The 13,512-nt window shown below is 30.3% G+C and carries 11 protein-coding genes and 1 tRNA gene; 7 read left to right on the forward strand and 5 right to left on the reverse strand.

Translation table 11 applies throughout. From position 1 onward, the window contains the following. Positions 1 to 16: 16 nt before the first annotated feature. The 3 genes from ABNT65_RS11005 to ABNT65_RS11015 all read left to right on the forward strand — a co-directional run bounded on the left by ABNT65_RS11005 (position 17) and on the right by ABNT65_RS11015 (position 4,051). Positions 17 to 1,207: an acetyl-CoA C-acyltransferase gene (locus ABNT65_RS11005; RefSeq protein WP_348702341.1), complete on the forward strand. Its 1,191-nt coding sequence runs from the start codon at positions 17 to 19 to the stop codon at positions 1,205 to 1,207. 18 nt (positions 1,208 to 1,225) lie between these two features. Further along, positions 1,226 to 3,037, forward strand: coding sequence for an acyl-CoA dehydrogenase family protein (locus tag ABNT65_RS11010; protein ID WP_348702340.1), 1,812 nt, complete (start codon positions 1,226 to 1,228; stop codon positions 3,035 to 3,037). Between the two features lie 165 nt (positions 3,038 to 3,202). Next, entirely contained in the window at positions 3,203 to 4,051 is an 849-nt protein-coding gene (locus tag ABNT65_RS11015; RefSeq protein ID WP_348702339.1) for a rhomboid family intramembrane serine protease, read from the forward strand. A gap of 4 nt (positions 4,052 to 4,055) precedes the next feature. Here ABNT65_RS11015 and ABNT65_RS11020 read toward each other — a convergent pair whose 3' ends face one another. Next, on the reverse strand, positions 4,056 to 4,508 hold the full coding sequence (locus tag ABNT65_RS11020; protein WP_348702338.1) for an Lrp/AsnC family transcriptional regulator: 453 nt from the start codon (positions 4,506 to 4,508) through the stop codon (positions 4,056 to 4,058). Between the two features lie 165 nt (positions 4,509 to 4,673). Between ABNT65_RS11020 and ABNT65_RS11025 the strand changes: the two genes are divergently transcribed. Further along, positions 4,674 to 5,816 (forward strand): histidine decarboxylase, encoded by a 1,143-nt coding sequence (locus ABNT65_RS11025; RefSeq protein ID WP_348737791.1) that lies wholly within the window; start codon positions 4,674 to 4,676, stop codon positions 5,814 to 5,816. 58 nt (positions 5,817 to 5,874) lie between these two features. Here the strand turns inward: ABNT65_RS11025 and trxB are convergent, their stop codons facing one another. Next, positions 5,875 to 6,813, reverse strand: coding sequence for a thioredoxin-disulfide reductase (gene trxB, locus ABNT65_RS11030; protein ID WP_348702336.1), 939 nt, complete (start codon positions 6,811 to 6,813; stop codon positions 5,875 to 5,877). Positions 6,814 to 6,967: 154 nt separating this feature from the next. Here trxB and ABNT65_RS11035 point away from each other — a divergent pair. From ABNT65_RS11035 to ABNT65_RS11045, 3 genes are all read left to right on the forward strand, one after another. Further along, positions 6,968 to 7,042: transfer RNA gene (locus ABNT65_RS11035), tRNA-Pro, on the forward strand. 305 nt (positions 7,043 to 7,347) lie between these two features. Continuing rightward, positions 7,348 to 8,622 (forward strand): HAMP domain-containing sensor histidine kinase, encoded by a 1,275-nt coding sequence (locus ABNT65_RS11040; RefSeq protein WP_348745854.1) that lies wholly within the window; start codon positions 7,348 to 7,350, stop codon positions 8,620 to 8,622. Continuing rightward, positions 8,612 to 9,286: a response regulator transcription factor gene (locus ABNT65_RS11045; RefSeq protein WP_348702334.1), complete on the forward strand. Its 675-nt coding sequence runs from the start codon at positions 8,612 to 8,614 to the stop codon at positions 9,284 to 9,286. Before ABNT65_RS11040 ends, ABNT65_RS11045 begins: the two co-directional genes overlap by 11 nt. Before the next feature lie 88 nt (positions 9,287 to 9,374). Here the strand turns inward: ABNT65_RS11045 and ABNT65_RS11050 are convergent, their stop codons facing one another. The 3 genes from ABNT65_RS11050 to ABNT65_RS11060 all read right to left on the reverse strand — a co-directional run bounded on the left by ABNT65_RS11050 (position 9,375) and on the right by ABNT65_RS11060 (position 13,498). Next, positions 9,375 to 10,592 carry a zinc-dependent metalloprotease gene (locus ABNT65_RS11050; RefSeq protein WP_348745855.1) on the reverse strand — a complete coding sequence of 406 codons (1,218 nt, stop codon included), beginning with the start codon at positions 10,590 to 10,592 and terminating at the stop codon, positions 9,375 to 9,377. Between the two features lie 271 nt (positions 10,593 to 10,863). After that, on the reverse strand, positions 10,864 to 11,295 hold the full coding sequence (locus tag ABNT65_RS11055; protein WP_348737789.1) for a hypothetical protein: 432 nt from the start codon (positions 11,293 to 11,295) through the stop codon (positions 10,864 to 10,866). Then, positions 11,285 to 13,498: a peptidase domain-containing ABC transporter gene (locus ABNT65_RS11060; protein WP_348737788.1), complete on the reverse strand. Its 2,214-nt coding sequence runs from the start codon at positions 13,496 to 13,498 to the stop codon at positions 11,285 to 11,287. Before ABNT65_RS11060 ends, ABNT65_RS11055 begins: the two co-directional genes overlap by 11 nt. Positions 13,499 to 13,512: the final 14 nt, after the last annotated feature.

Below are 13,512 nucleotides of genomic sequence, written 5' to 3' on the forward strand. Positions count from 1 at the left end.
CAATACTAAAATAAAAATGAAAACAGCATATATAGTAAAAGGATATAGAACCGCCGTAGGTAAATCAAAAAAAGGTGTGTTCAGATTTAAAAGAGCCGACGAATTAGCTGCTGAGACCATCAAATACATGATGGAAAAGTTGCCTGAATTCGATGTTAAGCGTATTGACGACGTTATTGTTGGTAACGCTATGCCAGAAGGTTCTCAAGGATTAAACATGGCTAGAATTATTTCGTTAATCGGATTAGATTCTGTGGATGTTCCTGGAGTAACTGTTAACCGTTTTTGTTCATCTGGACTAGAAACTATTGGAATGGCTGTTGCTAAAATACAATCAGGAATGGCTGATTGTATTATAGCAGGTGGTACTGAAAGTATGAGTTCTGTACCTATGACTGGATTTAAACCAGAATTAAATTACGATATCGTAAATGCAGGTCACGAAGATTATTATTGGGGAATGGGTAATACAGCTGAAGCCGTTGCTCAACAATATAATATTTCTCGTGAAGATCAAGATAAATTTGCTTACGAATCTCACATGAAAGCATTAAAGGCTCTAAGTGAAGATCGTTTTCAAGATCAAATAGTTCCTATCAATGTAGAAGAAACCTATATTGGAGAAAATGGTAAACGTGCTACAAGAAATTATACAGTTACCAAAGATGAAGGACCTCGTAAAGGTACTAGTGTTGAAGCTTTAGCTAGGTTACGTCCTGTTTTTGCTGCTAATGGTTCTGTTACCGCTGGTAACTCATCTCAAACAAGTGATGGTGCCGCCTTTGTAATGGTAATGAGTGAAGAAATGGTAAAAGAATTAGGTATTGAGCCAGAAGCTCGTTTGGTAAGCTATGCTGCTGCTGGAGTTCCTCCTCGTATTATGGGAATTGGCCCTGTAGCTGCCATCCCTAAAGCTTTAAAACAAGCTGGTTTACAGCAAAATGATATTGATTTAATTGAATTAAATGAAGCTTTCGCTTCACAATCATTGGCTGTTGTTCGTGAGTTAGGGTTAAATCCTGACATCATTAATGTAAATGGTGGTGCAATTGCTCTTGGACATCCGTTAGGATGTACTGGTGGTAAGTTATCTGTACAATTATTTGATGAAATGCGTAAGCGTAACATGAAAAATAAATATGGAATGGTAACTATGTGTGTGGGTACTGGGCAAGGTGCTGCTGGTATTTTCGAGTTCTTAAATTAATAAAAAATTACAAAAAAAATGGAAGAAACAATAAACAAAGATATATTAAGAGGAGGTCAGTTTTTAGTGAAAGAAACTAAATGCGAAGACATATTTACTCCTGAAGATTTTTCTGAAGAGCAAACAATGATGAGAGATGCCGTTAAAGAATTTAACGACCGTGAAATCATCCCTCATAAAACTCGTTTTGAAGCTAAAGATTATGCTTTAACTGAAGAAACTATGCGCAAAGCTGGTGAATTAGGCTTTTTAGGCGTAGCTGTTCCTGAATCTTATGGTGGACTAGGAATGGGGTTTGTTTCTACTATGTTAACTTGTGATTATATTTCTAGTGGAACAGGGTCTTTTAGTACTGCTTTTGGAGCACATACGGGTATTGGAACTATGCCAATTACCTTATATGGTACTGAAGAGCAAAAACAAAAATATGTACCTGCTTTAGCAATGGGTGAGCGTTTTGGTGCTTACTGTTTAACTGAACCAGGTGCTGGATCTGATGCTAACTCTGGTAAAACTACTGCTGAGTTAACTGAAGATGGAAAAAATTATAAAATCAACGGACAAAAAATGTGGATTTCAAATGCAGGTTTTGCTGAGATATTCATTGTTTTTGCTCGTATTGAAGATGATAAAAATATTACCGGATTTATTTTAGAATATGATAAAGACAATCCAAATGGAGTTACTTTAGGTGAAGAAGAGCATAAATTAGGTATTCGTGCTTCTTCTACACGTCAGGTATTCTTTAATGATACTTTAGTTCCTGTAGAAAACATGTTATCTGTTCGTGGTGGTGGTTTTAAAATTGCAATGAACGCTTTAAATGTTGGTCGTATTAAATTAGCTGCTGCTTGTTTAGACTCACAAAGAAGAATTGTAAGTGAAGCTGTAAACTATGCTAACGAGCGTAAACAATTTAAAACTTCTATATCTGAATTTGGAGCTATTAAAATGAAATTAGCAGAAATGGCTACTAATGCTTATGTTGGTGAATCTGCATCATATAGAGCTGCTAAAAATATTGAAGATAGAATTGCAATCCGTGAATCTGAAGGCAACACACATCAAGAAGCTGAATTAAAAGGTGTTGAAGAGTATGCTATTGAATGTTCTATCTTAAAAGTAGCTGTTTCTGAAGATGTACAGAATTGTGCAGATGAAGGTATCCAAATTTTTGGTGGAATGGGATTCTCTGAAGAAACTCCTATGGAAGCTGCTTGGAGAGATGCTCGTATTGCACGTATATATGAAGGTACTAATGAAATTAATCGTTTACTTTCTGTAGGAATGTTAGTTAAAAAGGCCATGAAAGGTCATGTAGACTTATTAAATCCTGCAATGAAAGTTGCTGATGAATTAATGGGAATTCCTTCTTTTGACACTCCTGACTATTCAGTATTATTTTCTGAAGAAAAAGAAATTATTGGAAAATTAAAGAAAGTGTTCTTAATGGTAGCTGGTGCTGCAATCCAAAAGTTTGGACCAGATTTAGAACAACACCAACAGTTATTAACTGCTGCTTCTAATATTTTAATTGAAATATACATGGCTGAATCTGGAATTTTAAGAACAGAGAAAAACGCTAAGCGTTTTGGTGAAGAGGCTCAAAAAGAACAGATTGCTATGGCAAAATTATATTTATATAATGCTGTAGAAATTATTACAAAAAATGCAAGAGAAGGTATTATTTCTTTTGCTGAAGGTGATGAGCAACGTATGATGTTAATGGGATTAAAGCGTTTTACAAAGTATGCTAACTATCCAAATGTTGTTGAACTACGTAATACTATTGCTGAAAAATTAAAAGCAGAAAATAAATACTGCTTCTAAAAATATTGTTCGTAAGAACATAAAAATTTCTTCAACTTTTATAGGTTTTAGAATTTAGTTGTTTGTTTAAAAGATCGTTGAATTAGTTTTTAGCGGTCTTTTTTCTTTTACACTGATAAGTAGTTTGTATCTTGCTCTCAATATAAATTAAGTAAGCATATCATAATGTCTGATATTGGTACCGTAGGACTTCTAATTATAATAAGTAATGTCATTTTTTCATACAAAGGTTTTGAGGACTGGCAATTTATTGATAAATATAAATTTAGAGTAAAAGATATTTTAATCCGTAAAGATTACAAAAGAATAATTAGCTCTGGTTTCTTACATGTAAACTGGACACACTTACTTTTTAACATGTTTAGTTTTTATTCTTTCGCGAGAATTCTTGAACAACAATTAGGTTCTTTAATTTTTTCACTTATTTATTTTGTTAGCTTAATTGCAGGTAACTTACTTGCCTTATTTATTCATAGAAATCATTCTAACTACAGTGCTGTTGGTGCTTCGGGAGCTGTAAGCGGAATTATTTTTGCAGCTATTGCTCTTTTTCCTGATATACGTCTTGGTATTTTATTTTTACCTATTGGAATTCCTAGCTGGTTATTTGGTTTATTATATATAAGTTACACACTATATGGTATTAAATCTCAAAATGATAATATTGGGCATGAAGCGCATTTAGGTGGGGCAATTTTGGGAATGATAACTGCTATCATTTTATATCCAAGTTCATTATCTATTAATTATGTTCCTATTTTACTAACCTTGATCCCTACGTTAATTTTTGTCTTTTTTATTATTTATAAACCTGATTTTTTACTTTTAAAGAAGCCTTTTTTAACAAAACAAAAAGGTTACGAGACCATAGATGACAAATACAACACTCAAAAAGTAATGGATCAAAAAGAATTTGATGTATTATTAGAGAAAATAAATAAAAAAGGAATAGACAATTTAACGGCTAAAGAAAAACAAAAACTTGATGAGTATTCTAGAAATTATAGAAAATGATTTTTTATAGATTATAACTTGTTGTATCTTTAAAAGAAGTCATTACAAAAGAACTTTGAATAGTTGAAATTCCTTCTACAACAGATAGTTTATCATTTATAAATTCTTGAAATTTGTTCATATCATTCACAGCTACTTTTAGTAAAAAATCAAAGTTTCCTGAAACATTATGGCATTCCATTACCTCATCAAATGTTAAAATACTTTCTTTAAAACTATCCAATAAACTTCTTTGATGTTTATACAATGTTATTTGACAAAAAGCTATTATTTGTTTCCCTATTAAGTCTCTATCTAAAAGTGTTACATAACTTTTAATCACTCCTTTTTGCTCTAATTTTTTTATCCTCTCATAAGTTGGTGTAACTGTTAAACCTACTTTAGTTGCTATTTCTTTAGTATTTTGTTTAGCATTTCGCTGTAATTCGCCCAAAATTTTTTTATCTATCAAATCCATAAAAGATATTATTTCTAAACCACTATTAAAAAAACTCTTAAACAACAATATTTCACTATAAATTAAACAAAAATAGTTTTATTTTCTTAATTAAATATAATACAAGTTTATTTTTCTGTAATTATTTAGTTTTGAAGTATTAATTATATTAAACTGAAATAGATTATGGGGGTAAATTTATTATTAGATAACAAATTAGAAGCATTACTAGCAAAAATTAAAGATGCAAGGGATTCATTCTTAGGATATCCTGTTTCAAAAGACTTTGATTATTCTGAATTATATGAGTTTTTAAAATATCCTGTTAACAATCTAGGAGATCCATACGAAAATAGTACCTATAAAGTACAAACACATGAATTAGAACGAGAAGTAGTGGATTTCTTTGCCAAACTTTTTAGAGCAAATCCAAATGATTATTGGGGATATGTTACTAATGGTGGTTCAGAGAGTAATTTATATGGCTTATACATTGCGCGAGAAATGTACCCTAAAGCAATGGTATACTATTCAGAATCTACTCACTATAGTGTAAAAAAGAATATTCATTTATTAAACATTCCTAGTATTGTCATCAGATCACAAGAAAACGGGGAAATAGATTACAATGACTTGGAAGAAACCTTAAAATTCAATAGACATAAGCCTGCTATTATTTTAACTACATATGGCACTACTATGAAAGAAGCTAAAGATGATGTTTCTAAAGTAAAAGGAATTTTAAAGAAGTTAGCTATTCAAGATCATTATATACATTGTGATGGTGCTTTATCAGGTTCATTTGGAGCATTTGTAGAGCCTAAAATCCCTTTTGACTTTATGGATGGAGCTGATAGTATTTCTATAAGTGGACATAAATTTATTGGTTCTCCAATTCCTGCTGGTGTTATTGTTACAAAACGTTCTTTGAGAGATCGTGTTTCAAAAGGTATTTCATACATTGGTTCTTTAGACACTACCATTACTGGTTCTAGAAATGGACATAGCCCATTATTTTTATGGTATGCTATTCAAAAAATGGGTATAGAAGGATTAAAGGTAAGATATAATCGTAGTTTAGAAACAGCAAAGTATTGTAGACAAGAGCTATTAAAAATTGGAATAAATGCATGGTCTAATCCTGGTGCAATTACTGTTGTTTTTCCTAAAATGCCAGATTCTATTAAAAACAAATGGCAATTAGCTACTGAGGAAGATATAACTCACATTATATGTATGCCTAATGTTACCAAAGAACAAATTGATGAATTTATTAATGATGTTTCTTTACATCTAAAAACAACTAAAGAAGAAGCCACTTATATATAAACTAAAAAAGGAGATTACATGTGTAATCTCCTTTTATTATATTTAGTAAGTTACTATCCTATTCTAATGCTCCTAAATAACGTTCTGCATCTAAAGCTGCCATACAACCGGTACCAGCAGCTGTAACTGCCTGACGATACTCTTTATCTTGTACATCACCTGCAGCAAATACTCCTGGGATATTCGTTTTAGTAGATTTTCCTTTCGTTATTAAATACCCAGTATCATCCATATCTAAAACTCCTTTAAACAACTGTGTATTTGGTGTATGCCCTATTGCTATAAATACACCAGTTACAGGAATATCAACTTTATCTTGAGTCTGATTATTAACAGCTCTTACTCCTTCAACTACATTGTCACCTAAAACCTCATCAATTTCAGTATTGAATAATACTTCTATATTTTCAGTTTTATTTACTCGGTGTTGCATTGCTTTAGAAGCTCTCATGTAATCTTTACGAACTAGCATTGTAACTTTTTTACAAATATTAGCTAAATACGTAGCTTCTTCTGCTGCAGTATCTCCTGCTCCAACAACCACTACATCTTGTCCTTTGTAAAAGAATCCATCACAAGTAGCACATGCAGAAACTCCACCACCTATTAAACGTTGCTCACTTTCTAATCCTAAGTACTTAGCAGTAGCTCCAGTTGAAATAATAACCGTTTCAGCTTCTAACTCTGTAGTTTCATCTACCACAACTTTATGAACTCCTCCTTCTTGGTCAGAAAAATCAACTTTAGTGACCATTCCAAAACGAACATCTGTTCCAAATCTTTCTGCTTGATTCTTTAAATCTTCCATCATTGCAGTTCCGTCTGTTCCATTTGGGTAGCCTGGAAAATTATCTACTTCTGTAGTAGTAGTTAACTGTCCTCCCATCTGCATTCCTGTGTACATAACAGGTTTCATATCTGCTCTTGCTGCATAAATTGCTGCTGTATATCCAGCTGGTCCAGAACCAATGATTAAACATTTTATTTTTTCTGCCATATCTCTTAAAAAATTTGTATTTACAAATGTAATTGTTTTTTATCTTTTTTGCTCTTTGCTTTATATATTTTGATTATGTGTAAATAAACTTAAAAAATCATGTTTTTTTATTTCTTATTTATATTTTTTTTATACATTTGCAGTCCCAAATAATCGGGGTGTAGCGTAGCCCGGTCATCGCGCCTGCTTTGGGAGCAGGAGGTCGCAGGTTCGAATCCTGCCACCCCGACAAAACCTTACTAATTCAGTAAGGTTTTTTTATTTTAAATAAAGAAATATTAATTTAAATTACAACAAAAAAGAAAGCCAGCAACTCAATTACTGGCTTTATAAACTCAAAAAATAGGTTCCCCTTAATTCACCTTATTCATGTAGTAGTTTACTCTTAATAAAATACGTTATAAACGTACTTTTAATTCTATTTCAGTTGCAAATCTACCAAGTCTTCCCTATATTAAAGGTTAAAGCTTGTAAACATTTGTAAAGTTTTGTAAACATTGTCGTTTCCACAGTATATTTAAATAATTTTACACCATGGGGATAAATAGATCTATTATACTAATTATAGTATCGCTAGTAATTTCTATAATTGTTGCAATTATTTATCAAGTTTTATTTGTAATTAGTTTTTATGAAAACGCACGAATGAATCTTGATGATGAGTACACCCATATTCTTAACAACGTTATCCAAGAATATTCCTTAGCAACCAGAAAACACGAATTATCCTTCTCTTTATTGAAAGCTTATAATTTTGAATCTGACGAAAAGACTTTTAAAGAGGAAGCTTTATTTTTTAAACAAAATTCTCCCAATAACTTTAAACTTACCCATAGGGATTTGGATACCATATATGGCAGATTAAAAAAAGAGGTGGCTAGCCATGACCTTAATACTTCTTACGAAATAGATTATCATTGGGTATATAGATCTCAAAAATACGACTCCATTTATCAGCAGTCTGATATTCTTTTAATTTACGATTGTGGAATATTTAGTTTTAAGCTAAAAGAAAAGAAAAAATATATTTTTTCAGAGATTAAATACATTGTTTTTTCTTCAATTATAATTATTATAACTATTATCGTTTGTGTATTCTTATTGGTTAAAAAATATTTTACTGAAAAAAAGTTAAATAGTTTTAAAAACAAATTCATTAATAATTTAACACATGAATTGCAAACACCAATTACCATAGCCGGATTAGCTTTAGAGAAACTTGATATAGAATTAAACACTAACCCTAAGCTTCATAAATATGCCTCCATTGCTAAAAAAGAAAACGATAAAATAGGAACACTTTCTAAAAGGATTTTAAAACTGGCTAAACTTACCTCTACAGATTTTCAAAGTGATGTTGTTGATATTGAAAAAGCAATTAGCGAAATAGTTAGCAGATATGACCTCGTTTTAAAAGTAAATGATATTATCAAGGTGGACTACAACCACCAAGGCATAAACATAATCACTGATAGTGAACAGTTTACTGACTTAATAGACAACCTAATTAGCAATGCTGTTAAGTACTCTAAATCTCCAAGGGAAATAACAATTAAAACGTTTTTAAAAAACAAAAAGCTTATTATTACTATTGAAGATAATGGAATAGGTATTCCTAAAGAGTTTAGTAATAAAATATTTTCTCCATTTTTCACCGTATCCTACAATGATACTCATGAAATTAAAAGCCACGGTTTGGGGCTAAGCTACGTTGCTGAGATAATTAAAAGAATGAATGGGTCAATCTCCTTTACGAGCAAGGCCAATAAAGGAACAAAATTTAATATTGAAATACCTTATGAAAACTAAACTCCTTTTAGTAGAAGATGAATTAACACTATCTAACCTTCTTTCAGAATTTTTGGAAGCTGAAGGGTATGATGTAATCTGTGCTTTTGATGGTGAAGAAGGCCTTAAGCTTCTATTAAAACACTCTCCGGAAATTTGCATTTTTGATGTTATGATGCCAAAAATAAGTGGGTTTACTCTTTTAGAAACCATGAGAAACAAACAAATAGAAACTCCTGTTTTATTCTTAACTGCTAGAGCTCTTAAAGAAGACATCATCAAAGGACTAGCTCTTGGCGCTGATGATTATCTTACTAAACCTTTTAATTTTCAAGAGTTAAATCTTAGGCTTAAAAACATTTTAAAAAGAAAACAGGTAAAAAATAATCAAGAGGTATACTTAATTGGTCAATTTACTTTTAATCATAGCTCGTTAACTCTTACTTTTAATAATGAAACCCAAACATTAACCGCTATGGAAGCTAATATGCTTCATTTATTATATACTCATAAAAACAAAACAGTAGAAAGAAAGGTAATTTTACAAGATTTATGGGGTAATGAAGACTTTTTTAACTTTAGAAGTATTGATGTTTTTGTTTCTAAATTAAGAAAACATTTAAGTAAAGATGAAAACTTAAAAATAGTTAGTGTGAGAGGTAAAGGATATAGACTAGTTGTATAAAAGCCGAATGAACTTAAAAAGTTCACTCAGCATTTTCAAATAAAGTGGGGAATTGGGTAATTTTCTTATATATAAGCAAGGCTATAATTTATTCTACAATTATTCTTTTTGTAATAGTATTATTATCTGTACTTAACTTTAATAAATACAATCCAGTATTTAAATTTGCTACAGATATTTTACTGTTTTCATTTATTTTAAATTCAGAAACTGATCTACCTAGCAAATCAAACAACTGAACTTGCACTTGTTCTTTTAAAAATTGTCCTCCTAGTTTAATGGTCAAGTTTTCTCTTACTGGATTTGGATATACCACTAAATTCTCTTCCATATCCATAACTTCTGCACTTAATACGGTCATATTATACGAGTTTTTAACTGTACTTAAAAAAGCGGTACTACGTTCTGCTTGGCCAGCAGTAAACATATACATACATGCATCATTAACATAATCCATAAAATTCATAGTTAACGATTTGTTTGAACACATTTGAACGCTTCCAGGGGCTGGACAACCTCCTGAAGATTCATCTATATTTGGCGTATCCGCCACTCCATCATCACTAGAACAATCTCCACTAAAAGTATGAGGCAAATTAAGGTAATGACCAAGCTCATGTGTTAATGTTCTCCCTTTGTTATATGGATTTCCTGGAACAAAACCTGTACATCCTTCACCAGAACCAAAAGCCGCATTGTCAATAACTACAGCATCTCCAATTTTTGGCAAACCTCCTAAAGAAGCATACCCTAAACCTTCTATATCTTTAACAACTACATTTAAATACCCTTTCCATTTTACATCTGTATCTTGTCCTCCTCCAAAATTATAACCAATAGTAACGGCTTTTCCTCCTTCTACTAAATCAGAATCTGTATTACTTGGGTGATTTTTGGTAGCAATTACAAAACGTACGTTTACAGAACCTGTATTGACCCCTGGGTAATGACTCTTAGCACTCTCCCATAAAGATATATCTTGATTAGTTCCGCTAAAATCTTTGTTTAAGATATCTATTTGACTTTGAGACAACGCTTCTAAACAAGCTCTATTTGATTCACTTCCAGCTGGGAAATGTATTGCCACTGGGATAACAACTGACTCTTTACGGAATAGCTTCCCTTCAGTTTTCAAAGATTTTAAATTTTCTTTAAATAAAATTTCTCTTTCAAAATACTTAGCTTTAAATTCTGGGTTTTGCATTCTTTTTTCCATTAATGCATCCACTCCACAACTCCGTTTTTGGGCATTTGCTTTAATTGTAAAGCCTATTAGCAATAATAATAAAGGGACTAATTTTCTCATGATAACTTAATATTTCTGTTTAATTTTCTTCTAATTCAAAAAAATAGACATAATGAATACTTGTTTTCATACAAATTATTGTATAAATAAAACAATAATCATTATTTAACCTCTCTCATTTATGAATTACCACAAATTTAATTAAACACTAACTACCAACAAGTTAACACAAGTTAAGTTTTGTAAAAAACTGTAAAATTTAAGCTATAAATAAAATCAGAATATCAAAAATATTGAAAAGCTACTTCTGAATTACTTTTCAGTATTTCAATTAGAAAAAAGTATCTCCAATTACTATTTCTGACAAACTTTTTTCTTGATCTAATTCAATATTTGCAATTTCTTTATTATTTCTAAAAAAAGGTTTATGAAACTTAATCATAATTTCGTTTCCATTTACAACTATTATTTCAAAGTCATCTTTGTTTTTTAATTTATTCCCTTTCACATATATATTATTTATTTCATTAAATTTTATTTTCTCAATCATGGCTTTATCTAGCTTAATCTCTTTTTCATTAATCATACTAACTTTAATAGTTTTTTTAACATTAAAGTGAATTAACTCCACACTAAAATAACCTATAAATACTACAAATAAAGACATTAAATACATTCCCCAACGCAATATTTTACCAGGAATCTCATTCAACACTTTAGCAGTTTCTTTCGACCTATGTTCTATCATTTTATTATCCTCCAAGTTCTAATTGATTTTTAATGAGTTTATAATATTTCCCTTTATTATTAATAAGCTCTTCATGGTTTCCTACTTCACTTATTTTACCCTCATCCATAACTATAATTTGATCCGCATTTTTTACAGTACTTAGCCTATGCGCCACAATAATTACAGTTTTCCCTTTATAAACTTCTTCTAGGTTTTCTATAATTACTTTTTCATTTTCTGCATCTAATGAATTTGTTGCTTCATCAAAAAACAAATAATCTGGATCTTTATAAACTGCTCTTGCTATGAGCAACCTTTGTTTTTGACCTTGACTTAGTCCAATACCGTATTGACCAATTTTAGTTTCATACTTATGAGGAAGTTTATTAATAAAATCATGAATATTGGCTATTTGACAAGCTTTAATCAATTTGTCATAGTTTATAGCACTAAAAGAATCTTCATTAAGAGCAATATTATTGGCTATACTATCAGAAAAAATAAAACTATCTTGTAATACAGCTCCGCACTTACTTCTCCAATATTTATTATCTATATTCTCTAAACTTGTATCTCCTACACAAATATCTCCAAGTGTTGGTTCGTAGAATTTTAAAAGTAATTTTAACAGCGTTGTTTTACCACTACCGCTAACTCCAACTATTGCTGATATCTTACCTTTAGGAATAATTAAACTCAACTCATTAATTACTGTATTTTCAGTTCTCCCTGTATAAGAAAAGGTTAATTTATTTATTGAAATATCATTATTCAATACAGCTAATGAATGATTAATATTATTTTGTTTTTCTTCTTTTTCATCATGCACCTCTATTAATCTATCAATACTTAGTTTTGCTAATTGACCTTGAAGTATAAAATTGATCAATTGACTTATTGGAGCATTCATTTGACCTATAATAAAAATAATAGCCATCATTGACCCTAAAGTCAACTCTTCTTCTATAGTTAAATACGCTGAAAAAAAAGTTATGAGTATTATTTGTAAATAACTAAAAAAACGTTGACCTCCTTCTTGTACTTGTTTTAACTTTAACTTTTTTAGAGATACATCAAACCTATTTAACTGTATTTTTTCCCATTCCCACCTTTTTTTATCTTCAATATTATTTAATTTTATATCCTGAATCCCTGTAATCAATTCAAATACTTTATTCTGATCTTCCGAATTTAAAGAAAAACTTTTCTGATCTAATATTCTTACCTTTTTTAAGAAATAAAATATCCAGCTCAACTCTATTACAATTCCAACTAGGAAAATCATAAATATTATTTTACTGAAAACAAACAATACAACACTAAAAACGGTTAAACTAAAAATTGAAAATATACTTTTTAATAATGAGTTTGATATAAATCGTTCAACTCTTTCATGATCTCTAATTCTTTGATTTAAGTCCCCAGTTACTTTATATGTAAAAAAGCTAATAGGTAGCTTCATTACTTTTACAAAAAAGTCTGATATAATGAAAATGTTTATTCTACTGCTTACATGAATCAGAATATGAGCCCTCAAAAATTCAATTCCAACACTTAACGCAAATAAAACAACTTGAAAACCTAAAACAAATACTAAAAAACTTACATCTCCATTTTTTACCCCAAAATCAATAATCGATTTTGTTATGAATGGAAAAATAAACTGCAATAAACTTCCTAGAAAAAAACCTAATAGTAATTGTGCTACATGATATTTATAGAATAGAAAATATTTCTTTAAAAAATGAAAAGCGCTAAATGATTTTTTAGAAACTTCTTCTGTTTTAGTTTCTTTAAAAAAATCCTCATTAGGCTCCAATAAAAGAGCAATTCCTTTATTCTTATCTTCTATTTTTTTATTAGACAACCAACCTTTTAAAAATTCTTCTTTAGTATATTTAGTTTTCCCAAATGCCGGATCAGCTACATACACATATTCTTCAGTAACCCTATATACAACTATATAATGACTCTGATTCCAATGCGCCACAAAAGGTAAAGGTGCTTTATTTTTAATTGACTCGAAATCTGTTCTTATAATTAACGGTTTATAATGAAGTTTAGAAGCTAAATCACTTAAAACACCTATAGACATCCCGTTATACGAAAGACCTTCTTTATCTAAGTCACTAAAACTTAACTTCTTCCCATAAAACCTACTAATCATTCTTAAACAAGTAGGGCCACAATCTCTACTTGATACTTGATGAAAAAAAGGAAACTCATTTCTAAACATTAATTAGTCTTTCT

It is taken from the genome of Tenacibaculum sp. 190524A02b (assembly GCF_964036645.1).
Classification (GTDB): domain Bacteria; phylum Bacteroidota; class Bacteroidia; order Flavobacteriales; family Flavobacteriaceae; genus Polaribacter; species Polaribacter vairaonense.

Coding starts and splice junctions, on each gene's coding strand:
- ABNT65_RS11005 (WP_348702341.1), top strand. CDS start 17: ATGAAAACAGCATATATAGTAAAAGGATATAGAACCGCCGTAGGTAAA.
- ABNT65_RS11010 (WP_348702340.1), top strand. CDS start 1,226: ATGGAAGAAACAATAAACAAAGATATATTAAGAGGAGGTCAGTTTTTA.
- ABNT65_RS11015 (WP_348702339.1), top strand. CDS start 3,203: ATGTCTGATATTGGTACCGTAGGACTTCTAATTATAATAAGTAATGTC.
- ABNT65_RS11020 (WP_348702338.1), bottom strand. CDS start 4,508: ATGGATTTGATAGATAAAAAAATTTTGGGCGAATTACAGCGAAATGCT.
- ABNT65_RS11025 (WP_348737791.1), top strand. CDS start 4,674: ATGGGGGTAAATTTATTATTAGATAACAAATTAGAAGCATTACTAGCA.
- trxB (WP_348702336.1), bottom strand. CDS start 6,813: ATGGCAGAAAAAATAAAATGTTTAATCATTGGTTCTGGACCAGCTGGA.
- ABNT65_RS11040 (WP_348745854.1), top strand. CDS start 7,348: ATGGGGATAAATAGATCTATTATACTAATTATAGTATCGCTAGTAATT.
- ABNT65_RS11045 (WP_348702334.1), top strand. CDS start 8,612: ATGAAAACTAAACTCCTTTTAGTAGAAGATGAATTAACACTATCTAAC.
- ABNT65_RS11050 (WP_348745855.1), bottom strand. CDS start 10,592: ATGAGAAAATTAGTCCCTTTATTATTATTGCTAATAGGCTTTACAATT.
- ABNT65_RS11060 (WP_348737788.1), bottom strand. CDS start 13,498: ATGTTTAGAAATGAGTTTCCTTTTTTTCATCAAGTATCAAGTAGAGAT.